Raw genomic sequence first — 25,480 nt, forward strand, 5'->3', positions numbered from 1 at the left:
TCCGGAGCTTTTCAGCCTTCGTAGCCGTGACTACTTCGGCGAAGTGGGCAAGCGGAGGAGTAATGCGGGGATCACTTTGTCATACCTGCGAAAGCAGGTATCTTTTAAATGTAACATAGATCCTATTGTGGAATAACTGTCTTCTAAAGCATGACAGACAGTCTTTTGTCATTCCTGCGCATGCGGGAATCTTTATGACTTTAATGCAGAGTTTATTATGAGATGCCTGCCTTGTTCCTTCGCTACAGCTTCGGCGACATGCGGACGTAGGCATGACAGATCAACACTTATTAATTCCCCCTTTCCTCGGTTGCTGAGCTTGTCGAAGCAGGGATAGGTTAGGGGGAGAGGACCTTAAGCCGAATTCCGTGCGGCATTAATATTCCCGAACAAACTACGGGTGACCATCTTTTCATACACCTCAAGTGCTGCTTGGTGATCACCAGACTCTGTTTGTAATCGCTGAATTTCTCTCAAGGCATACTGCTGAATAGTCAAAAGAGGCAATACGATCTGTTCACGCACTGCAATACTGGCTTTCATCGCAGGGGCATCCTCCATTAATTCTGAATACCCCGTTAATTTAAGCAATAAGCGTTTGGTACGTTTGTATTCTTCATGGATTATGGTCCAAAATGCACCAAATTTTTCATCCTCTTTCATGTAAGCGGTCAGCTTGAAATACGATTTACTTAAACTCATCATACTGTTCTCAATAAGCGCTCTAAAAAATGCCGAGTGATCATAAAGGGATTGTACCTCATGAAACCGATCTTCCCTTTCAAAGGCTTCAATGGCTGTTCCTACTCCGTAGAAACCGGGAACGTTTTGCTTTAACTGACTCCAGCTACCTACAAAAGGAATAGCCCTTAAATCTGAAAATACCAATTCATCACTTTTGCCTCGCTTTGAAGGACGACTCCCAATGTTGGTTTTAGCGTAATACTTTAACGTACTCATCTCTTGTAGGTAGGGTAAAAAACAGGGATGGTTTTTAAAGTCTACATAGGTTTCATAGCTTTTTTGAGCCAGCGCGTTCATGGTGGAACGATTTTCTTTAGAAAGCGGCTGTTGTTTAGCTGTAAAAAGTTCATTTACGATCCCGGAGCTTATCAATTGCTCCAGATTATAACGGCAGGAGTCCAAGGTTCCAAAATTAGAGCTTATGGTTTGACCTTGAATGGTTAATTGCACTTCTTTTTGTTCTATTGTGGGGCCTAAGGATGCATAAAACTGATGCGTTTTGCCTCCACCGCGTGCCGGGGGTCCACCGCGACCGTCAAAGAAGAGTACTTCTACATTGTATTTTCGGGAGATGGTGGTGAGTCGTTCTTTTGCCGTAAAAATTCCCCAGTTTGCCATAAAATATCCACCGTCTTTGGTACCGTCCGAAAAGCCTAACATAATGGTTTGAATATTATTTCGGCGTTTAAGGTGTTCCGCGTAAGCGGGATTAGTATATAATGTTTCCATCACCTGATCTGCCATATCCAGATCGTCTACGGTTTCAAACAAGGGAACCACATCTGCCGTAGGTTTTTGCCAATCACATAAGCGTAAAAAAGTGAAGGCTTCCATTACATTAAGGACACTGCCGTTATTGCTAATGATGTAACGATTGCATCCCTGTTCTCCATTTTCTAGCTGGATTTGTTTCATGGCGTAGATGGAACCTAAGGTCTTATTTGCCATTTCATCGCTAATCTCTTCGGCTGTAATAGATCCTTTAAGTTTGGTGAGAATGTCTATTTGCTCTGCTTCAGATGTGTTGAGGTAATCCTTCGGAAAAATATCTTTTCCGGCAGCAGTGGTTTCACTTACAATAGCTTCCATGACCCGGTGGTGTACCCTGGAATCCTGCCGAATATCAAGCGTAGCGAAGAACATTCCGAATAATTCTACTTTATTGATCAACTCCTGAAGCTTATCCACAAACAGAGATTGATGCTTTTCGACAAGCATTTGCTTCATCTCATGTAAAGTCGAGAGAATACTATCGGCAGAAAGCGGTGTAGCATCATTATCCATAAAGGCATGTTGATACAGTGTAGCTTCCAGGTTTTTTGCAGATTCATACACTCCTTCAAAGGTTATTCTTCGGCTTAAGCGTCTTAAATCTTTATAGTAATTCTTAAGTAAGGTCTTGCGCAGTCTTCGGGCGACATCTAGCGTTATTTGAGTGGTCACAAAGGGGTTTCCATCCCGGTCTCCACCGGGCCAGAAGCCTATATTAATTACTTGATTTTGTAATTCTTCTCCAGAAATATTTTGTTTGATATACGAATAGATACTGCTCATGGCGTGGTAGAAAATATTTTCCAGGTACCAGATTAGATTTACCGCTTCGTCATAAGGTGTAGGTTTTTGATCCTTAAAGAAGGGAGTTTTTCCCAATTGAGCCAACAGCTGTTTGATGGTAGAGAGGTCATTTTCTTGAATGGCGTTTCCCAGATCTGTAATGATTCCTAAAACAGTTCCTGGATAAAATTGTGTGGGATGAGCAGTTAAAACTGTTCTGGTTTTAAAGCGTTGTAAGTATTGATTCAATTCATCAAACTTTTGCTGTGCCTGTGCCTGTTCCTTTATATTTCGAAGCGTACCCTGACCGTTCATATTGTTCATGGTGGTGAAGGAAGCATCTTCAATCGCATCAAATAGGACGACCTGGCGTTCTATATATTGGATAAATCTAAAGAGGAGTCCGATTTTATCTTTATCTGAGGCTTGTTGCACGTATTGCTCAAAAAAATCATCAATGATTTGAGTTGGATTCTTGTCCTGCGCAAAGCCAGCTTGGCAGTGCTCACTAAATAGCGGTAATAAGGCTCCTGTATTTTTAATATTATCAAACGGGAGTGTTATAAAAATACTGTTATAGATTTGATATTTTGAAAGCACTTGTTCATCAAAGCGCTCTGATTTTGGTTGATTCATGGTAAAAATATTGACGTGTTAAGGTATACATTTACAATTGAAAACCCTACAGTGCCAGTAGGATTTAATATGTTAAAAATTAGGCATTTAACATTCGTGTATGTGAATTTTTTTAACACATCTCCTATATTTGATCTTTATTGATATACTAATTGAACATTAATTATGAAAAAAGCTACCATATTGACATTTTTTAGATCGTTAGGAATAGTTTTATGCTCTTTCTTATTTACTCTTTCCTCCCACGCTCAGGACTATACCATTCAATTTTTGAACGAATCCATTGAGCTACCTGAAAATTTTGGATCGTTTTCCTGGGACTCCTTTTCTGACCAAAATAAATATAGAGATGGATATTATGGTTGGATACAATTCTATGAAACGCCAACTCAGGCTGAGCAAAATCAACTTCGTGCTATGGGAGTAGAGTTGATCGACTATATCCCTAACAAAGCATATTTGTTTTATGCTAAACAAATTAATGTTCAGGAATTTAACAACTTAGAGGTGCGTTCTATCGTTCCTATTGAGGCCCAATATAAATTGAGCTATGACTTGAAGTCTGAAACTGTAGGTGATTGGGCAATACAGGGTAATTCTTATGTGGTAAATTTGGTTACACATCAAGGTGCGAAATCGGCAACACTTGATAATTTGGTTCAGTTAGGAATACAAACCAACAAACACTATAAGGGAGCAGATATGCTAGAGGTAGTTGTTGCTCCTAATAGGATATCTGATTTAGCTTCTTTGCCTACGGTAAAATGGATAGAGCCTATCCCACAACCGGGAGAGCCAGAGGATACCAGAGGTCGCTCTTTGCACAAGGCCAACACCATCGATACGCAAACCGCAACAGGAAGAAATTATACTGGTGATGGGATTGGAGTAATGGTACGGGACGACGGTGTCGTAGGTCCACATATTGATTTTCAAGGACGTTTGGATAACTCGGGAGCTTCAGTATCCGGACCTACACATGGCGACGGAGTAGCAGGTATTATGGCTGGTGCGGGGAATCTCGACCCTGACAAAAGAGGGATGGCCGCAGGTGCGAGTGTTTACGCTGTAAACTATGTGCCTTCTCATTTAGATGCAGCTACGACCAGCTTAATTGAGTCTGGTGATGTAGTGATTACCAATTCATCATTTAGTGATGGTTGTAATGCCGGGAATACAGTAAACATGAGAACTGTGGATACCCAGGCAAATAACTATTTGTCTTTATTACATGTGTATTCTGCCGGTAATTCTAATGGAAATGAGTGTGGTTACGGTGCAGGAACTCAATGGGGAAACATTACCGGAGGTCACAAGCAAGGTAAAAATGTTATTGCAACAGCCAATGTAAATTTTGCCGGTACACTAGCCACTAGTAGTAGTAGAGGTCCCGCGTATGATGGACGTATTAAACCAGACATCACAGCCAATGGACAAGGTCATCTTTCTACTGCCGAAAATAATACCTATCAAACATTCGGTGGTACCTCTGGTGCGGCACCGGGTATTGCAGGAGTTTCGGCTCAATTATATGAGGCTTATCAGGGTATATATGGAACTCTACCTGATGCGTCCTTAATTAAAGCCACGCTATTGAATACAGCTAATGACTACGGTAATGTTGGTCCTGACTTTAGATTTGGTTGGGGTATAGTTAATGCATTACGTGCAGCAATGTTATTAGAGGAAGGTCGTTTTCTATCTGATGAAATAGGCCAGGGTGAATCAAACACACATACCATAACGGTCCCTGCTAATACAAAGCAAGTCCGTTTTATGGTATACTGGAATGATCAGGCTGCTGCTGCCGGAGTCACACCGGCTTTAGTCAATGATATTGATATGACTGTTAATGATCCCGATTCTAATACACTCAGTCCATGGATACTGGATTCTACTCCTAATGCCGGAGCCTTAAATCAACCGGCCACTAATGGTGAAGACCATCTTAACAATATGGAGCAAGTTTTAATAGACAACCCTGTAGCAGGAGATTATACCATCAATCTAAGTGGTTTTAATGTTCCTTTTGGACCTCAGGAATATGTAGTAGTGTACGAAGTCATTGCTGAGGATGTAATGATCACTTATCCTTTTGGTGGAGAAAAATTTACACCGGGTACTGCCGAAGTTATTCGCTGGGATGCATTACCGGGAGACGAAGATTTTTTAATTGAGTACTCTGTTGACAATGGCATATTTTGGAATACTATTGGTACTTCTCCTTCTACAACGCGTTATAGAAGCTGGAATGTACCTGCATCAATTTCAGGAAATTGTTTTGTGCGAATTACGAGAGGAGATGAAGTTAGCGTACATACTGATTCTTTTTCGATTGCAGAACGAGTAAGCAACGTTGAGATTGCTTCAGTTTGCCCAGATACGTATACGGTGACCTGGAATGAAGTTACGGGTGCAACCACCTATGATGTATATGCATTAGGAGAGAAGTTTATGGAAGTTGTTGGTACAGTGAATACCAATACAGCCGATATTCCGGTAGTAGATTTAGATAAACCGCTTTGGGTTGCAGTAGTTGCAAAGAATATAGCACTTGGATGGGAAAGCAAACGTACGATCGCTGTAGGCGGAACAACCGGATTACAGAATTGTGTGCTGACCAATGACTTAGCGATAGAGGAACTTAATGTAAATGAAGATGATTTTCTTTTAGCCTGTGATAATCAACCTGTGGTAGTATCTGCAGATATAAGTAATACGGGAGCGGAGCAACAATCTAACTTTATGATATCCTATCAATTAAATGATGATCCTGTGGTTGAAGAAATGTATACGGAAACACTGGCTTCGGGTGAGCTTATTACCTTTGAATTTGCAGAGCCTGTTAGCATAACGACTGATGGTGACTATTCACTAAAAGTTTGGGTAACCTTAGATTCTGACCAGAATGAGTTTAACGATGAAATTGAATTACCTTTTTATGCTTTTGTAAACCCTGAAGCAATAAACTTTGTAGAAGGATTTGAAGAAGCTAATTATCTTCCAAATGGATGGAACATTGTCAATCCAGATGATGGTACAACTTGGGAAGAACGTTCTGGTATAATTGGGTCTGATGGAAATCAAACGGTAAGTGTAGCAATTGATAACTTCTCTTACAATGCTGCCGGTCAAGAAGATGTTATTGCTACAGCTATATATGATCTTGAGAACGAAAGTAATGCAAGCTTGTTATTTGATATCGCTAAAGCACAATACTCAGCTCAATTTACAGATTCATTTAGAGTTGATATTTCGACAGATTGTGGAGATACCTTTCAGGAGATATATTTTGAAACGGGACTTGATTTATCTACAGTAGCGGGTTATATAACATCTAACTGGTCTCCAACTTCTCCGTCTAATTGGCGTACAGAAATCATAGATCTTTCGGCTTATGCAGGGAGCAATGTAGTACTTAGATTTGTAAATATTAATGGCTACGGGAACAGTACATTTATTGATAATGTAGCACTCCAATCTTCCTTGTCTGTCAATGATAAAGATTTATTTGGAGCTATTAGCATGTATCCTAATCCTGCATCTGACATGTTAACGATTGAAGCTCCGGCTGGAACACCAATATCGTCGGTTAGGATTTATAATCAACTAGGTCAATCAGTACTTGAGATGGCTAATAAAGATGCACAAGCAATTCTTGACTTAAGTAATTTTGCGTCTGGTCTATACCTTGTATCGATTGAGGCAGAAGGTCAATTAATTACGAAGAAATTGATTGTAGATTAGTCTTATGTTATAATCTATTATATTAGAATATATTTGAGGAACTCCCTATTCATTAATTTTATAGGGAGTTCTTTCGTTATATGGCTATTAGCGCGATTAAATGCTCAGTTCGCGAATAATCTATCCACCGATTGGTTGTTTACTCTGTTATTTGTTTAAGGAGTTATTTTGATGTTGATAACTTATCGATGTAGTTTAAAACCTCGGCTTAAAGCCGTACTATTTACGGCGGTCATTTTTATTTTTTTCTACTTGAGTGTATTGTACATTCAAAATCCTAAAACCTGTAACTTATTTCCAATTTTAAGGATAGGTACTGGTTTATTTATATAATTTTAGCCATTGCTTTTATTTTTTCCCTGATAATAGCTTACAGGTCTGGCATTAAAAATTTTGATTTTTTTTCTGTTTTATCAGTTGGGATTTTTCAAGGCCTAATATTCATGCACTATTTAATCATTAGTCCTGTTTATCTTTTAGAACAGGGCTATTATCGTGTCAAAGATTTTCTATCTTTCGCATTGATTTAGAATAGATCCAATGAAAAAAGGAATTAATACCATATGTACCCATGTAGGGGAACTTAAAGATAACGAACACAAAGGAGCCGTTTCACCTTTGTATATGTCTACATCATACGCCTTTGAAGATGTGGAAACCAAACGTTATCCACGGTACTTCAATACACCCAATCAGGTGGCGCTTTCAAAAAAAATCGCTGCGTTAGAGCATGCTGAAGCAGGGATGATCTTTGGCAGTGGTATGGCGGCGGTAAGTACGGCCTTATTAGCCTTTCTTCAACAAGGCGATCATATTGTATTACAGCAAACATTATATGGAGGAACCAGTAATCTGGTGGTAGAGGAGTTTGAAAAATTTGGCATTGACTATTCGTTCACAAAAGATTTAGAGATTTCTTCTTTTGAGAAAGAAATAAAGAGGAACACTAAAGTCATTTATATTGAAACTCCGTCAAATCCACTACTGACGATCACCAATATTGAGGCTGTCGCACGTCTGGCTAAACAGCACGAACTGGTTACGATGATCGACAATACGTTCGCCTCACCAATAAATCAAAACCCTATTGACCTTGGGATTGATATCGTAATTCATTCGGCAACAAAATATTTAGGGGGTCACAGTGATATTCTGGCGGGAGCAATCGCAACATCGACTGCTCATATGGATCAGATTTTTCAATTAGCAAAAAATTTAGGCGGTAGTCTAAGTGATTATACGGTTTGGCTATTAGAACGAAGTATAAAGACACTGGCATTAAGGGTTGAGCGTCAAAACAACAACGCCCTTACCATGGCAGAATGGCTTAAAAACCATGATTTAGTGGATACGGTGTATTATCCCGGGTTGAAGGATCACCCAAATCACGAATTGGCAAAAACGCAAATGCACGGATTTGGTGGGATGTTATCGTTTGAATGCGCTGCTTCGGTGAATACGACCTCGTTTTTTAAGGCACTTCAACTTATCAAACCATCCATGAGCCTGGCAGGAGTAGAAAGTACGATGCTGCTTCCGGCATTAACATCTCATTCGTTGTTAACTCCGAATGAGCGATATGCCCAGGGTATATCTGATCATTTGATACGATTTTCTGTAGGAATTGAAGAGGTTGAAGATCTTCAGCAGGACATTTCTTCGGCATTACGTGCTGGATTATAGCTCATTACAATACTATCCTTTCTAAGCATAAAGATTGCTTATATACTAATACGTAAAAGTGAATAAAAGGCTACTGCATAACGAGAGTTTGCCTGTATTTTTGCACCGTAAAAAAAATTGAACTTTTAATGTATAAGCACATGGCAGTAGTAGGAAAAAAATTTCCAAATATCGCAGTAAATGCAATGAATGAAATGGGTGATACCTTCACCTTAAATGTTTTTGAAGAAGCAACAAAAAATAATAAAAAAGTACTTCTTTTTTGGTATCCAAAAGATTTCACTTTTGTATGCCCAACAGAATTACACGCTTTTCAAGAGGCTTTAACCGAATTTGAAAAACGAAATGTGATGGTGATTGGCGCATCTTGCGATACCCCAGAGGTACACTTTGCCTGGTTAAATATACCCAAGGATGATGGAGGTATAGAGGGAGTAACCTATCCAATTCTTGCAGATTCTAACCGTAACTTATCGGGACAATTAGGTATTCTTGACATCACCAATGAGCGTTATGATGAAGAAACCGGTATCGTACAGGTAGATGGTGATAACGTAACGTATAGAGCAACTTATTTAATTGATGAAGAAGGTACAGTTTTTCACGAGGGTATTAACCACATGCCTGTGGGTAGAAATGTACAGGAATTCTTGCGTCTGATCGATGCTTTTACTCATGTACAGGAAAAAGGAGAGGTTTGTCCTGCAAACTGGGAAGATGGTAAGACAGCAATGAATGCTAATAGAGACGGGGTAGCATCTTATTTCTCTCAAAATTAAATTATTATGGTAGAAACCTTAGATCAAGATAATTTAGCGGAACTTGTTTCAGAAAATGAGACCGTTGTGGTGCAGTACATGGCTTCCTGGTGCGGAAACTGCCGCGTCATGAAACCTAAATTTAAGAAATTGGCACAAGAGCATGAAGCGGCTAAATTTGTGCTGGTAGATGCTGAAAAATTTCCGGACTCTAGAAAATTAGCTACAGTGGATAACCTACCTACATTTGCAACCTTTAAGAATGGAAGCTTTGTGGGTCAGGAACAAACAAATAAATTTGATGTACTCAAAAATTTAGTCAATGAAATTACCAGTAATTAGACATCTCAATAAAAATAACTCAAAAGAGACGCTTGCTCAAACCGTAGAAGTTTTAGAATCATTTACTGAGCATAGATCAATTAAGGAAGAAGAAATGGATGTGATCGGTGAATTGATTACTAATTTATGCGGAGCGATTGAAGTTCATGACATGATCGATAATGGTATGGAGGAACGTGACGCAGCAAATAGTTTTGCCAAAAAAGTAATGGGATCTATTGATCGATAAGTTACGTTTTGAGATATATTGTATAAAACCTCATTGAAAGATGAGGTTTTCTTTTTTTAAGTTCTTTTTTAAGCTAAAAAGAATATATTTTTACATGCTATGAGCAAAAACTTTATTGTTAGCAGGATAAAAAGTGTTGGGTATGCCGCAAAAGGAGCATGGTTACTCATCAAAAATGAGCCAAGCATTAAAGTTCAATCGATTATTGCAGTAATCGTTACGATTGCGGGTTTTTTACTGGATATTTCACGCGAAGAATGGATGTTACAATTTCTGGCGATAGGTTTAGTAATGGGAGTAGAAGGAGTGAATACCGCGATTGAAAAAACAGCAGATTTTATCCATCCTGATTTTGATACCAATATAGGCCAAATTAAAGATATCGCTGCTGGTGCAGTATTTATAGCCGCAATTATAGCGATTGCTATTGGGATGATCATCTATTTGCCTAAATTAGTGTAGCAATTACGTTTAATTTTTTCAAACGTTTATCTAAATCTTACACCTACCATCATGGCAATATTTGAATGTGAACCACCCGTATCAAAAAAAGTAAACCCTTTTATAGGCGTTCTCCTTTTTTTAATTTCTATTGTGCTTCTTGTTACCACCGGCCCTTTAGGTCTTATCTATGGTTTGGGGTATAAGCTCTTCACAAAATTCATGACCGGTATCGGAGACTTTTGTTTAGAGATCGCTATCTCTGTTGATCAATTAGGGAATGTCTTGATGCAGCACCTGTTAAACCATTTATGGATTACTTCTAAGGGATATAAATTTGGGAATCGGGATGAAACTATCTCTAGCGTGATAGGAAAAAATCTACAAACTGATACGCTCACGTCTTTTGGGAAGCTCATGGACAGGATACTGGATTTTTTAGAACCGGAACATTCACTCAATAGTATTGATTATTTTATTCAACCCATTGAGGAGTAAATGCTTTTTAAAACGTAGCCTTGATAATTGGATATATTTGTATTTTCGTGCGGATTATTCAGATTGAATGGCAAAAAAGAAAGCAACCCCTAAAACAAAGAGTAAAAAGCAATTTAAAGCGCCTAAACTGTCTTTAAACAGACAACAACGAGTCGTGTTGGGTAGTTTTTTGACAATTCTTGGTATAGCCATTCTTATTGCTTTTGTTTCATTTATGTTTACCTGGAAGGCAGATCAAAGCATCATCGCTACACTGGGAAATCGCGAAGCCGAAGCACAAAACTGGCTAAGCAAATTTGGCGCGGGCATAAGTCATTTCTTTATTTATAAAGGCTTTGGAGTTTCCGCATTTAGCATTGCGGTTCTCATTATTGTATCAGGAATTTACCTTTTCTTAGACCTTACCTTGTCCTCTTTAAAAAGCTTATGGATATGGGGCATTTTAGTCATGCTATGGTTGTCTGTATTTTTTGGTTTCTTCGGAAAAGAGCATGCGTTACTAGGTGGTACAGTAGGATTTGAGATGAACGATTTTCTTCAGGACTACCTTGGGTTCATAGGAGCCGTTCTTTTGATGACTTTTTTGCTCATTACATATTTTGTGATACGGCTGAAGATTACACCTGAAAGAGTTTCAGCCTATTTTAAAACTGCTCAAAAGGAGATGGAGGCTGATGCCGAAGCTTCTACCGCCACAATTTCAGAAATTGAGCAGGTAGAAGAAGATTATGTACCTAAAGAACCGCTGGATGTAGTTGTAGAAAAACCTCTTCAGGAAAATGTAAATGAGGTAGACTTTGAAGATTCCTTTAAGGCAAAATCTGGAGTTGAAAAGGACTCTACTCCGTCGGAAAAGCCTTCCGCCAAAGAAAAAATGACCATAGCATCAACAACAGATGACGATCTGGCGATGGAAGTAGAAACTACTGCAGAAGAGGAAGTGGTAGAAAATTTAAGTTCAAAACTGGTCAAGGATTACGGCGAATTTGACCCTACCTTAGAGTTGGGAAAATATCGTTTTCCCCCCATTGATTTATTAAAAGATTACAATGCAGGCGGTACAGGGATAACGATTGATCAAGCCGAACTGGAGGAAAACAAGAACAATATTGTTGATACGCTCAAAAACTATAAAATTGAAATTGCGCAAATTAAAGCAACCGTTGGACCAACAGTAACCCTTTATGAAATTGTTCCTGCAGCCGGAGTAAGAATTTCAAAAATCAAGAACCTTGAGGATGATATCGCACTCTCTTTGGCAGCTCTTGGGATTAGAATTATTGCTCCTATGCCCGGTAAAGGGACCATTGGGATTGAAGTTCCTAATAAAAAACCGGCAATCGTAAGCATGCGCTCTGCCATAGCTTCGCAAAAATTTCAACAAGCAGAAATGGCATTGCCCATTTCTTTTGGTAAAACCATTAGCAATGAAACCTTTGTTGTGGATCTCGCGAAAATGCCACACCTTTTAATGGCAGGAGCAACAGGTCAAGGTAAGTCTGTGGGGCTAAATGCCGTTTTAACTTCGTTACTCTATAAAAAACATCCTGCCGAAGTTAAGTTTGTTTTGGTAGATCCCAAAAAAGTAGAGCTCACTTTGTTCAATAAAATAGAACGTCATTATTTAGCTAAATTACCTGATAGCGAAGAAGCCATTATCACTGATAATTCTAAGGTAATCAATACACTTAACAGTTTATGTATTGAGATGGATGCACGGTACGACTTGCTCAAGGATGCCATGGTGCGTAATCTTAAAGAATACAACGCTAAATTCAAAGCCAGAAAACTCAATCCAGAGAATGGCCATCGTTTCTTGCCCTACATCGTTCTGGTCGTAGATGAGTTTGCTGATTTGATTATGACTGCAGGTAAAGAAGTAGAGACTCCAATTGCCCGTTTGGCGCAATTGGCGCGTGCTATAGGAATACATCTGATTATTGCTACTCAGCGGCCTTCTGTAAATGTAATTACCGGGATGATTAAAGCAAACTTCCCAGCACGGGTTGCGTTTAGAGTAACGTCCAAGATTGATTCCAGGACAATTTTAGATGCTGGTGGGGCAGATCAATTAATCGGTCGTGGAGACATGTTATATACCCAGGGAAATGAAGTGATTAGAATCCAATGTGCGTTTGTGGATACGCCTGAGGTTGAGAAGATTGTGGACTTTATTGGGGCACAAAAAGCCTATCCTGAAGCACACCTTTTACCAGAATATATTGGGGAAGATAGTGGCACAAGTCTTGATATAGATAAGAGTGAACGCGATGCGCTGTTTAGAGAAGCAGCTGAAGTTTTGGTGACAGCTCAACAGGGATCCGCATCTTTATTACAACGCAAACTCAAATTAGGATATAACAGGGCTGGTCGAATTATTGATCAGTTAGAAGCCGCAGGGATTGTAGGTCCTTTTGAAGGTAGCAAAGCGCGGCAAGTGTTAATTCCAGATTTAATCGCGCTAGAACAACATTTAGAGAATGAATAAAATTTTTACGATGAAAAAAGTACTAATAGTTATGACTTTATGTCTTGGATTTTCCTTTATAGGAAATGCTCAAAACGCAAAGACCTTACTTGATGAGGTTTCCCAAAAGGTGAAATCCTATGAGAATATTACCATTGATTTTAAGTATATTTTAGAAAACAACGCCGAAAATATAAAGCAAGAGAGCAATGGTAAAGTCTGTCTTGAGGGAGAAAAATATCGTCTTGAACTTATGGGAGTGACTCAACTCTTTGATGGAAAGAAAATTTATTCCATCATGCCAGAGGATGAAGAAATAAATATCTCAAGCTATTCTGAAGCAAATGAGACTTCTATTACTCCTTCAAAAATGCTCACGTTTTACGAGGATGGATATTCCTATACAATGGATAAGTCTGAAAATATAAAAGGGAGAATGATACAATTCATTAAGTTAGTTCCTATTGATTCAAATGCCGAGGTTGACTATGTCATGCTGGGGATTGATAAACAGACCAAACATATTTATACCCTCACGCAAGCTCAAGAAGATGGGACAAACGTGATTATTAAGGTGAATAGCTTTAAGACAGATCAACCCATGCCCAATCAAATGTTTACGTTTGAAGAGGCGAAATACCCTGATTATTATATCAACAGGCTTGACTAGGTTTTTTGAAAATACTGGATCGCTACATATTATCAAGTTATATTAAAACATTTGTGGTCGTTTTAGTGATCCTTATGTTTATCTTTTTATTACAGACGATTTGGCTATATATTTCAGAATTAGCTGGTAAAGACCTGGATATTGTCATCATAGGCAAGTTTTTGCTCTATTTTTCTCCTAAGCTAATTCCGCTGGTGTTACCCCTTTCTATATTGGTAACGTCTATAATGACCTTTGGCAATTTTGCCGAAAATTATGAGTTTGCCGCCATGAAATCGTCAGGAATTTCACTACAGAGAGCCATGAGAGGATTGACTGTATTTATCCTACTGATTAGTATTGGAGCGTTTTTTTTTGCAAATAATGTGATTCCGTTAGCAGAGTATAAGAGCATTAACTTACGAAGAAATATCGCTAAGTTAAAACCCACTATGGCGATCACAACCGGTATCTTTAATGAAGTGGGAGAGTATAATATTAAAGTTAGGGAAAAGACCGGTGAAAATGATCAATTCTTAAAGGACGTTATCATTCATCAAAAATCTCCCGTCGGAAAAAACACCACTGTCATTAAAGCTGACCGCGGAGAATTGGCGGGTAGTGAAGATTCAGATGTACTCTCTTTAATTCTAAAAGATGGAAACTATTACAATGAATTATACACTAAAGATCCTACCAAAAGAAAACGAAAGCCATTTGCAAAAAGCTACTTTGAAGAGTATGTTATTAATATAGACGTCTCTACGTTCAACGACGTAGATCTGGATGAGGAGACTAAAGATAATTCCTATAAAATGCTGCAAATAGGTGAGCTAAGAAAGGAGATTGATTCGCAATCTGTAGCGATCAATGAAGATCAGCTCAATTTTAAAACTAATATCTATGAAAGGACAGGCATAAAAAACTTTAAGAAAAGTTTTGATCCTGTAGATACTGTAAAAGTAAACATTTCTAACAGTGGGATTTTAGATATTATTGAAAAGGAAGATCATCTTCAAATAGTGAATTTGGCGTTAGGTAATACCAATAGTGCTTTATCAACGATTAAAACGACTCAGTCTTCTTTAAAATCAAAAGTGTCTCGCATCAATAGATATGAACTGGTTTTGCATGAAAAATATGTACTGGCTTTTGCCTGTTTTATACTGTTTTTTGTAGGGGCCCCATTGGGAGCAATAATTCGAAAAGGTGGGTTGGGCTTACCTCTAGTTGTCGCTATCTTGTTATTCTTAACGTATCACTTCATTGGGATTTTTGCGAAGAACAGTGCTAAAGATGGAAGCCTGGATGCATTCGTCGCCTCCTGGATCTCTACAATGATTATGCTTCCCTTAGGAATTTATTTAACTTACAGAGCAACTACTGATCAGGGATTACTAAGCTTTGATTTCTTTACGTCGCGATTTCAAAAGCTTTTTAAACGCAAAAAGAAGGAAGATTAATCATTTCTTTATCAGTAATAAATACCTTTGCACAGTAATACACCAATTATGACAACTCAAACGGTTCAAGAGACTACCACAATGAAATTAGATACCATTCAAGAAGCTATTGAGGATATTAAACAAGGTAAAGTGATAATCGTGGTAGATGATGAGGATCGTGAAAATGAAGGTGATTTTTTGGCTGCCGCCGAAAAAGTTACGCCAGAGATGATCAATTTTATGGCAACTCACGGTAGGGGATTGATATGTGCACCATTGACAGAAGGTCGTTGTAAGGAACTTCAGCTTAATTTAATGGTTGGAAATAACACTGATCCTATGGAAACAGCATTTACTGTTTCTGTCGATTTAAAAGGAAATGGAGTAACTACCGGAATATCAGCCTCAGATCGTGCAAAAACTATTACCGCGCTCACTCAGGATTCGCTTAAATCATATGAACTTAGCAGGCCTGGACATATCTTTCCCCTAGTGGCAAAAGAAGGTGGAGTATTGCGAAGAACCGGTCATACTGAAGCTGCGATTGATTTTGCTCGACTTGCAGGCTTAACTCCTGCGGGCGTGATTGTAGAAATCATGAATGAGGATGGTACAATGGCACGTTTGCCTCAATTAAGAGATGTTGCAAAAAAGTTCGATCTTAAAATCGTTTCAATTGAAGATTTAGTGGCGTATCGTATGGAGCATGATTCCTTAATAGAAAAGAAAGAAGATTTTGACGTAGAAACGCGCTTTGGAAAATACAGACTTCGCGCGTATGAACAAACCACAAATCAACAGGTGCATATCGCTCTGACTAAAGGTAACTGGAAAAAAGATGAGCCTGTATTAGTTAGGGTAAACTCTAACCTGGTGAATAATGACTTACTTGGTACACTTACCAATAACGTCAATGAAAAACTGGATCAAATGTTCAAGGCGTTTGAGAATAGGGATAAGGGTGCCATCGTATTCATCAATCAGGATAACCAATCGCTTAATGTATTGAATAGATTAAAAGAACTCAAAGAATTACAAGGCGATGGATTAGCAAAAGCACCTCAAATTCAGATGGATCAACGCGATTTTGGAATAGGCGCACAGATTCTTCATGACTTGGGAATTTCTAAAATCAACCTACTTTCAAATACGCAAAAAACTAAACGGGTAGGTATTATCGGTTATGGTCTTGAAATCATTAAATATGTGCGTTATTGATGATTTAACGTTATTTTAGAAAGACTGCACGGCTGTATTGGCTAATTTCGGGGAAGAAAAATATTCTTTAATATATACATTCCCATGAAAAAAAATTACTGTTACCTATTCTCAAGTGTACTATTTTTGTTTTCTGTAGCTTTATCGGCGCAGAATGCAAGAGTTCAAATTATTCATAACTCGCCGGATGCAAACGCTTCTGCAGTTGATGTTTATGTAAATGATGCACTCCTTCCAGATGGTGATGATGTTCAATTTAGAACAGCAACTCCGTTTTTTGACGCTCCTGCCGGAGTACCCATCACGATAGACATTGCACCGGGTGATAGTGATGATTCTGGTGATTCTATCTTTGACGTTACAGTTACGCTTGATGCAAACGAAAACTACATTATAGTCGCCAATGGTATCTTACCCGGTAGTACAGGTTATAATCCTAGCCCCAATTTTAGTTTAGATATTTTTACAGGCGCTTTAGAAAGCGGAACAAACACATCATTTACTGATATATTGATACATCATGGCTCTACAGATGCACCTACGGTAGATATTGTTGAAACCTCTTTACCTATAGGAACAATAGTTGATGATATTAGTTACCCTGAATTTGAAGGATACGAATTTTTACCAGTGGCAGATTATATTTTGGAGGTCCAAACAGCCGATAACGTAGATATCGTAGCTACGTACAGTGCTCCCTTAGCTACACTGGATTTAGGTAATAATGCAATTACCGTATTAGCCAGTGGTTTTCTTGATCCATCTCAAAATAACGATGGACCGGCTTTTGGTTTATTTGTAGCAACTACTGATGGGGGCGCGCTTTTACCATTACCTTTAATCGAATTTCCCTTGAATGATGAGCCCGTCGATGCTGAAGAATTAAACTGTGGCGATAGTGTGACAGGAAATACAGATAATGCTAATGATAGTGGTGGATCAGGTGCCGGAGATGTCTTTTTCACCTATCAAGGAATAGGAGATTTTGAAACTGTAACACTTTCAACATGTGGTGACGACTCAGATTTTAATACGTCTATACGTGTTTTTGACAGTGTAGATTTAGATAATGAAGTTGCATCTAATGATGATTTTTGTGGTAATCAGTCTGAGGTTATATTTCTTTCAAATGGATTAACAAACTATTACATTTTAGTTGAAGGATCAGGTGATAATGATTCAGGTAATTTTGAATTAAATTTAACTTGTGCAGCACCAACAACTTCTCGCGTACAAATTATACATAACTCTGCAGACTTATTAGTAGAATTTGTGGATATATATGTTTCAGGAGGGTTAATAGTTGATGATTTACAATTTAGATCATCCACACCTTTTGTAGATTTACCAGCTGGTTTTGACATGAATATTGGGGTAGCTCCTAGTAATAGTAATTCCGCAGATGATTCAATTTTCACTACTTCAGTGAACTTGGATCAAAGCGAAAAGTATATTGTTGTAGCCAATGGTATTGTGAGTCCTAATGGATATGATCCAAATGTTCCGTTTTCACTTGAAATCTTTGCGGGAGCGAGAGAGGAAGCTACAAATGGTTCGAATACTGATATTTTAGTACACCATGGAGCGACAGACGCTCCACCGGTAGATGTTACCGAAGTTGGTGTAGGAGCAGGTACGATAGTAAACAACATTAGCTATACTGAATTTCAGGGATATTTAGAATTAGCCACAGATGATTATGCTTTGAGCATAACACCTACCAGTACAACGACTGAAGTCGCAGCCTATTTCGCTCCTTTAGAGACTTTAGAATTAGAGGGAGTAGCATTAACTTTACTAGCCAGTGGTTTTTTATTTCCTGATCAAAATAGTGATGGTCCAGAATTCGGTCTTTGGGCGGCATTTGCAGATGGCGGTGACTTAATAGAATTACCTACAGCTCCGTTGAGCGTTGATGAAAATTCGATACTGGAAATGGATATTTTCCCTAATCCGGCAATTGATCGTTTGAACATTTCTTCAGTGGAAAATATTCGTGATATAGCGATTATTAATACGTTAGGTCAAACCGTTCTTAAAAAAGTAATAAATGCTCAGGAGACGAGTATTGATGTTTCGGGATTAGCAACAGGAATGTATTTTATAAATGCTGGTATAGGTACTAAAACTGCATTATATAAACTAATCAAGAAATAATTAAAATTTAAATACCATAAACTAGGAGTGTTGCGAATGCGGCACTCCTTTTTTATTGCTCATAATTAACGCTGGAATTAATTTTTTAGCTATAACGCAATCTAACAATATCGATTTGCGAAAAGATGAGAAATCACAGATCAATATATATTCTATTCTAAAAGAAGAATATAAAAACTACTACTATGCTTCTCGAAATCTTAGTGATTGCAAGAAAAACCTGCATTTAATGTAATCACTCTTAAATAAGTCTTAATGCCTAAATACTTCACATAAATTTAGAGAAAATTGGAATTATTTTAGGTTAATAAATTAACGATTACGGAAGGAATTTAGAAAGAATTTAGAATAGTTAGTTGATTAAATATCGAAAAATATGTTGATTATCTTTTTTTTAATGCGTTTTGTCGATTATAATGCATTGAGCACACAATAAAAAAAAGCACCTTGATAATTGAAGTAATATTGTTAATACGATATTGATCAATTTTAGCTGTTAACTATAAGCACTATAAAACTTACTAATTCTATGAAACTATATTTACACGTAAAACAAAAAATCATCTTTTCTCTACAAATATTGATAGGGTGCATGTTTTTTGTATCTACTATAGTCCATGCAGAAGTAAATAACAACAAGGACGAATTTATTTTGTTTCCTTCTGTCAATGCTTCAGATTACCGTTTATATCATTCGATAATAGTATTTGTAGATACAGATGGTGACGGTAACGATGACAGTACAGATCCAAATCCTAATGACGCTGTCGCAAATGATGATTTCACCAATGGAGCTGCACAAACCGCAAAGATCGTTGATGTTCTTTTAAATGATGACTTTCTCGCTAATTCTGACCCGAATAATCAGGGAACTACAGAAATTACAGTCTTAGCAACAAGTACAGCATCCGGTTCTATAACTATTGATAATAATACAGGAGAAATTATCTATGTAGCTCCTCTTTCAGAAATAGGCGCACAACCAACAATTGATTATCGAGTTACGAACATAGATACGGGTGTTTTTGCTGAGGCTACATTGACCATAAGCGTAAATGTAGATACTGACGGAGATGGTAATCCCGATGATAGTGATGATAATCCAAATGCCGCCGTTGCCAATGATGATAACGCAAATGCAACTCCAGAGGTTACTAAACTCGTGGATGTATTATTGAATGATGATTTTTTAGCAAATTCAGATGACAATAACTTAGGAACCACTGTAATAACAGACTTAGGATCGGGGAGTGCTGCTGGTACTATAGACATTGATAATGATACGGGCGAAGTCGCTTATACACCCACAATTGGTGAAGAAAACACAGGTAATATTACGATTGATTACAGGGTAGAAAATGTTGAAACCGGTGTTTTCGATACGGCAACAATTATTTTTAATGTCGGCGAACGTGATACCGATGGTGATGGGGCACCAGATAGTATTGATTTAAATCCAAATAGTGCCGTTGCTCAAGACGATTTTGCGACAGTACAACCTCTTAATCCAAGTACGATCGATATTTTATTAAATGACGATTATCTGGGTAATGATGATACCGAAAATGTAGGTACCACAGATGTATCTCTTGATCCTGCCGGCACAACCACCGCACAAGGAGATATTGAATTTGATGATACCACAGGCGAATTAACTTATACTGCTCTCCCGGTAGAAGAAAATACGATTGTTATTGTGGCTTATGAGGTGTGTAATACGCAAACCAATGTGTGCGCTACTGCTGTAGTAGAGATAACGGTAGGTCTGGAAGATACAGATGGAGATGGTAATCCAGATGGGACTGATCAAAACCCAAATGAAGCAGTGGCAGAAGATGATTTAGCTACGGCAAGTCCACTGGTTACCGCAGCGGTTGATGTATTGCTAAATGATGATTTTCTTTCTAATACAAATCCAAACAATCAGGGTGATACGCAAATTACAGATTTAGGAACGGGCTCAGCCCAAGGCAATATTACCATTCTAAATGATATTGGAGAAATCTTATACGTTCCGTTAACTAGTGAAGTAAATACAACAGTGTGTATTGACTATCAGGTTACTAACGCGCTTACAGGGGTATTTGCTACGGCTACATTATGCTTTGATGTAGTTCCGGCGAATCCAGACACAGATGGTGACGGTAATCCAGATGATACAGATCCTAACCCAAATCAAGCCATTGCCAATGACGATTTTATGAATACCGATGTTGGAGTAGAAACAACCATTGACATTTTGGCTAACGATAACTTCTTACCAAATGATAGCCCAATTAATGTTGGGACGACAGAAATAACAGATCTTGGTACAGGTGATGCTACGGGTACAATTAGTTTCAACAATGATACTGGCGAGTTTACATATACTGCTCCAAATGATGAAGATGGAAGTGTAGTTACTGTAGATTACCAGGTGTGTAATATAGATACCAATGTATGTGCAACGGCAACGATCTTTATTACAGTAGGAGTTATTGATACAGATGGTGATGGAAATCCAGATGATAATGATCCTAATCCTACCGATCCCGTTGCCCAAGATGATACAATTGATGTCGAAGCAGGAGATTCAGTGACTGCAGACATTTTGGCAAATGATGATTTCTTAGATAATGACGACCCAATTAATGTTGGTACTACAGATATTACTGACTTAGAAACAGGTAGTGCAGGTGGAACGGTTACATTTAATAATAATACGGGAGAGATTACGTACGAATCTTTATTTTCTGAAGCAAACTTAACAGTTACGGTGAATTATCAAGTCTGTAATACAGAAACTAATATATGCGCTACAGCAACGATTTTTATCAATGTACAAGATACGGGTGGTGGGGCTAATGATCCAATTGCAGTTGACGATACTGTGACTAATCAAACAGTAGGAGATGATGTCGTGGTAAACGTTTTGGCTAATGATAGTGATCCCGATGGGGATTTAGCTGAAAATACAGTGAATATCACAACAGCCGGAGCTACAGATACCGATTCTGACGGAGATAACGATACGCTTGTAGTAGCAGGTCAGGGAACCTGGGCAGTAGATGACTCAACAGGAGAAACCACCTTTACTCCCGAAGCAGGTTATGAAGGTGATCCAACACCTATAACGTATAATGTAAGCGATGAAGCAGGTAACACATCCAATCAGGCTACGGTGACCATTGACTATAATAACGACGGTGGTGGAGCTAATGATCCAATTGCAGTTGACGATACTGTGACTAATCAAACAGTAGGAGATGATGTCGTGGTAAACGTTTTGGCTAATGATAGTGATCCCGATGGGGATTTAGCTGAAAATACAGTGAATATCACAACAGCCGGAGCTACAGATACCGATTCTGACGGAGATAACGATGCACTTGTAGTGGCAGGTCAGGGAACTTGGACAGTAGACGACTCAACAGGAGAAATCACCTTTACTCCTGAAGCAGGTTATGAAGGAGATCCCACACCTATAACATATAATGTGAGCGATGAAGCAGGTAATACGTCTAATGAAGCAGCGGTAACCATAGATTACGATAATGATGGCGGTGGTGGATCAAATGACCCTATTGCTGTAGATGATAATGTTACAGATCAAACTATTGGAGATGTAGTTGTAGTGGATGTGCTAGAAAATGACAGTGATCCCGATGGAGATTTGGATGAACGTACAGTAGAAATTACTACGACAGGTGCTACGGATAGTGACAATGATGGCGATAATGATTCGCTTGTGATTACCGGTGAAGGAACCTGGTCTGTAGATGATGAGTCTGGAGAAATCACTTTTACTCCTCAGGGTGGATTTTTGGACGATCCCACCAGTATAACATACACGGTAAGTGACGAAGAGGGTAATGAATCCAATGAAGCGACGGTATCCATTGACTATGACAATGATAATATTGATAATTTGGAAGTAAGAGTTTTTAATGTGATTACACCAAATATGGATGGTGAAAATGACTTCTTTCTAATTGAGAATATCGAAAATTTTACCAACGACGTTCAGATCTATAATCGATGGGGTGTCTTAGTATATGATGCTAATGGCTATAATAATTCATCTGTACGATTTGATGGAGTTTCTGATGGTCGCGCAACGCTAAATGAGGGTGATGAGCTACCGGTAGGTACATATTTTTACCTTATTAATTATAGCGGAAATAATCTAAGTGATCAACTATCAGGATATCTGTATTTAACCCGTTAGGAAAATACGTTAACATGACAAACTTTACATACATGAAAAAGAATATTTCAATATTGGTAATTTTCCTAATTGCAGGACTAAGCACGAAGATGTCTGCTCAACAGGATCCCCAATACACTCAATATATGTACAACCAAATCAGCTTTAATCCTGCATACACAGGTTCTAAAGAAGCATTGAGTGGTCTCCTGCTTTATCGTAGCCAATGGTTGGGATTAGATGGAGCACCAGATACGTTTACGTTTTCTGTTCATTCCCCGGTTGATATGAGAAAAAAAATAGGATTAGGATTAAATATAATTAGAGATGAGATTGGACCCGTTGACGAAACAACGATAGATGCTACGTTTTCGTATGCGATCAATACCGGGGCGATGAGTAAATTAGCCTTTGGACTAAAGGCAGGTGGACACCTTTTAAACGTAAATTTTCAGGAGCTTAATGAGCAAAACCCGGGTCAGGATGTTTTGCTTCAAGATAATATTGATAATAACTTCTCTCCCAATGTGGGATTAGGACTGTTTCATTACGGTGAACGTCATTATGTAGGTCTTTCAGTACCTAACCTTTTAGAAACAGAACATTTTGATGATGTTAATAATGCAGTGGCTGAAGAGCGAATGACCTACTACCTTACGGGTGGGTATGTATTTGATTTAGGAATTAACACCAAATTTAAGCCCACAGTTTTAGCAAAAGCTATCGATGGAGCTCCATTACAATTAGATGGAAGTGCAAACTTTATGTTTTATGATAAGTTTACACTAGGTGCAGCTTACCGCTGGGATGCCGCCGTGAGTGCTTTAGTGGGATTTCGGTTTGCTGATCAATGGACAGTTGGATTTGCTTACGATTATGATACGACAGATTTTGAAGCTACAAACGATGGATCCATTGAGATATTTTTACAATTTGATCTATTTAGAGCGTATGACATGCTGGTTTCACCAAGATTCTTCTAAAATAACATTACACAAATGAAATATATCACTACTTACGTATTACTTGCACTCCTCATAGCTCCGGTTTTTTTGACGGGTCAAAATGTGGCAAGAAAAATTAAACCTATTAATCAAAAATATGATCGCCTTGAATACGCAGATGCAATCATATATTATGAGGAGTATTTAAAAAAGGGATACAAAAATGAAGATCTTTTGCAACGTCTGGGGAATTCATATTATTTTACTGCGGATCTACTCAATGCAGAGCGTATATATACTCAATTATTTAACATGAATCCTGAACAGGAGCCAGATTATTTGTATCGCTACGCGCAGAGTTTGAGAGCTGCCGAGAAATACGATGAAGCCAATCAAATTATTGAAGAGTTGGGAGAGGATAAAGTAAAGGATATTATTGTACAAGAGTACAGAGAAGATAAAGATTATGTTAAAGACATCTTACGTATCGAAAATACGTACAAAATAAAGGATGCAGGTTTTAATTCTAGCCTTTCAGATTTCGCGGCTACTTTTATGAATGATCATATTGTATTTTCTTCTAATAGAGCAGAGGGTATTGCTAATGTTAAAATTCATAAATGGAACAACCAACCGTTTCTTGATCTTTACATGACTAAGTTAAATGAAAGTGGAGTGCCGACTGAGATCAAAGCCTTAGGAAATAAAGTTAATACTAAATTTCATGAATCCACTTCAGCATTTAGCAAGGATGGTAAGTACATGTATTTTACCCGAAACAACTATTTTGGCGATGAATATAAGAAGAGTGAAAATGGCGTAAACCTGCTAAAACTTTTTAGAGCGACGAATAATAATGGAAAATGGGTAGACATCAAAGAACTGTCATTTAATAGTAATGAATATTCTGTAGCCCATCCTGCATTAAGCCCTGACGGGAAACGTCTTTATTTCGCGTCAGATATGCCCGGTACAATTGGTCAATCCGATATTTATTATGTTACGATCAATGACGATGGGAGCTATGGGGACCCTCAAAACTTAGGAGCGGGTATTAATACTGAAGGAAAAGAATCGTTTCCATTCATATCAAATGATGGAACGATCTACTTTTCATCTACAGGACATCCCGGGATTGGAGGGTTTGATATCTTTTATACAGAAACACTGGCAGATGATTACACAGAACCCAGAAATGTAGGTCGACCGGTAAACAGCAACCTGGATGATTTTGCTTTTGTAGTAAACGACAGTTTGAATATTGGATTTTTCTCTTCTAACCGTGAGGGTGGAGCTGGAGATGATGATATTTATAGCTTTGAACGAACTCAAAAACTCGTTAAAGAAGAAATTGCTCAGGTTGATTCAACTGCTCAGGATACAGCGAAAGTAACCTATAGAAGCGGAGATAAACTAAGTAATTATTTTGATTTCGAAGAGGATGAAGATAAAATATTCTTCGAGTACGATAAATCTCGCATTAGAACACAGGCCAAACCTAAACTAAATAAAATCCTGGCTATTCTTAAAGAAAATCCGGAGATCGAATTGCGCATAGTTTCTCATACTGATATCAGAGGAACAAATCAATACAATGAAGCATTATCAGAGCGCAGAGCTAAAAGTACCAAAGACTATTTGGTAGAAAATGGAATCGACGCCGGTCGACTAGGGATTGATTGGAAAGGTGAAACTCAACCTGCAATTCGTTGTGCGATCACTATAGGATGTTCAGAGAAAGAACATCTTATGAACAGGCGATCAGAATTTTATATTAGATAG

Annotated in this window: 16 protein-coding genes; 15 read left to right on the forward strand and 1 reads right to left on the reverse strand. The window is 38.2% G+C overall.

Annotation, left to right across the window (positions count from 1 at the left end; genetic code table 11):
- Positions 1 to 354 precede the first annotated feature (354 nt).
- Positions 355 to 2,934 (reverse strand): phosphoenolpyruvate carboxylase, encoded by a 2,580-nt coding sequence (locus tag ABD000_RS04830; protein ID WP_343764541.1) that lies wholly within the window; start codon positions 2,932 to 2,934, stop codon positions 355 to 357.
- 165 nt (positions 2,935 to 3,099) lie between these two features.
- On the opposite strand from ABD000_RS04830, the gene ABD000_RS04835 reads away from it, so the two are divergent.
- The 15 genes from ABD000_RS04835 to ABD000_RS04905 all read left to right on the forward strand — a co-directional run bounded on the left by ABD000_RS04835 (position 3,100) and on the right by ABD000_RS04905 (position 25,480).
- Positions 3,100 to 6,681, forward strand: a complete 3,582-nt coding sequence (locus ABD000_RS04835; protein WP_343764543.1) for a S8 family serine peptidase — start codon at positions 3,100 to 3,102, stop codon at positions 6,679 to 6,681.
- A gap of 540 nt (positions 6,682 to 7,221) precedes the next feature.
- Positions 7,222 to 8,364, forward strand: a complete 1,143-nt coding sequence (locus ABD000_RS04840) for a trans-sulfuration enzyme family protein (RefSeq protein ID WP_343764546.1) — start codon at positions 7,222 to 7,224, stop codon at positions 8,362 to 8,364.
- Between the two features lie 140 nt (positions 8,365 to 8,504).
- Positions 8,505 to 9,143, forward strand: coding sequence for a peroxiredoxin (locus tag ABD000_RS04845; RefSeq protein WP_343764548.1), 639 nt, complete (start codon positions 8,505 to 8,507; stop codon positions 9,141 to 9,143).
- 6 nt (positions 9,144 to 9,149) lie between these two features.
- Entirely contained in the window at positions 9,150 to 9,464 is a 315-nt protein-coding gene (locus ABD000_RS04850) for a thioredoxin family protein (RefSeq protein WP_343764550.1), read from the forward strand.
- A complete protein-coding gene (locus ABD000_RS04855; protein WP_343764552.1) occupies positions 9,445 to 9,693 on the forward strand; it encodes a DUF6952 family protein in 249 nt (82 codons plus the stop codon). Before ABD000_RS04850 ends, ABD000_RS04855 begins: the two co-directional genes overlap by 20 nt.
- Before the next feature lie 99 nt (positions 9,694 to 9,792).
- Entirely contained in the window at positions 9,793 to 10,155 is a 363-nt protein-coding gene (locus ABD000_RS04860) for a diacylglycerol kinase family protein (RefSeq protein WP_343764554.1), read from the forward strand.
- A gap of 51 nt (positions 10,156 to 10,206) precedes the next feature.
- Positions 10,207 to 10,632: a hypothetical protein gene (locus ABD000_RS04865; RefSeq protein ID WP_343764557.1), complete on the forward strand. Its 426-nt coding sequence runs from the start codon at positions 10,207 to 10,209 to the stop codon at positions 10,630 to 10,632.
- Between the two features lie 67 nt (positions 10,633 to 10,699).
- A complete protein-coding gene (locus ABD000_RS04870) occupies positions 10,700 to 13,120 on the forward strand; it encodes a DNA translocase FtsK (protein ID WP_343764559.1) in 2,421 nt (806 codons plus the stop codon).
- 10 nt (positions 13,121 to 13,130) lie between these two features.
- A complete protein-coding gene (gene lolA1 / locus ABD000_RS04875) occupies positions 13,131 to 13,769 on the forward strand; it encodes an outer membrane lipoprotein periplasmic chaperone LolA1 (RefSeq protein ID WP_343764561.1) in 639 nt (212 codons plus the stop codon).
- Positions 13,770 to 13,774: 5 nt separating this feature from the next.
- Entirely contained in the window at positions 13,775 to 15,211 is a 1,437-nt protein-coding gene (locus tag ABD000_RS04880) for an LptF/LptG family permease (protein ID WP_343764563.1), read from the forward strand.
- Between the two features lie 48 nt (positions 15,212 to 15,259).
- Positions 15,260 to 16,411, forward strand: coding sequence for a 3,4-dihydroxy-2-butanone-4-phosphate synthase (ribB, locus tag ABD000_RS04885; RefSeq protein ID WP_343764565.1), 1,152 nt, complete (start codon positions 15,260 to 15,262; stop codon positions 16,409 to 16,411).
- A gap of 84 nt (positions 16,412 to 16,495) precedes the next feature.
- A complete protein-coding gene (locus ABD000_RS04890; protein WP_343764567.1) occupies positions 16,496 to 18,568 on the forward strand; it encodes a T9SS type A sorting domain-containing protein in 2,073 nt (690 codons plus the stop codon).
- Between the two features lie 592 nt (positions 18,569 to 19,160).
- Positions 19,161 to 22,775 carry an Ig-like domain-containing protein gene (locus ABD000_RS04895; RefSeq protein WP_343764569.1) on the forward strand — a complete coding sequence of 1,205 codons (3,615 nt, stop codon included), beginning with the start codon at positions 19,161 to 19,163 and terminating at the stop codon, positions 22,773 to 22,775.
- A 32-nt stretch (positions 22,776 to 22,807) separates the two neighbouring features.
- Positions 22,808 to 23,737, forward strand: a complete 930-nt coding sequence (locus ABD000_RS04900; protein ID WP_343764571.1) for a PorP/SprF family type IX secretion system membrane protein — start codon at positions 22,808 to 22,810, stop codon at positions 23,735 to 23,737.
- Between the two features lie 15 nt (positions 23,738 to 23,752).
- Complete coding sequence (locus ABD000_RS04905; RefSeq protein WP_343764574.1) at positions 23,753 to 25,480, forward strand: OmpA family protein; 1,728 nt, start codon at positions 23,753 to 23,755, stop codon at positions 25,478 to 25,480.

The organism is Gangjinia marincola (assembly GCF_039523415.1).
Taxonomy (GTDB): Bacteria; Bacteroidota; Bacteroidia; order Flavobacteriales; family Flavobacteriaceae; genus Gangjinia; species Gangjinia marincola.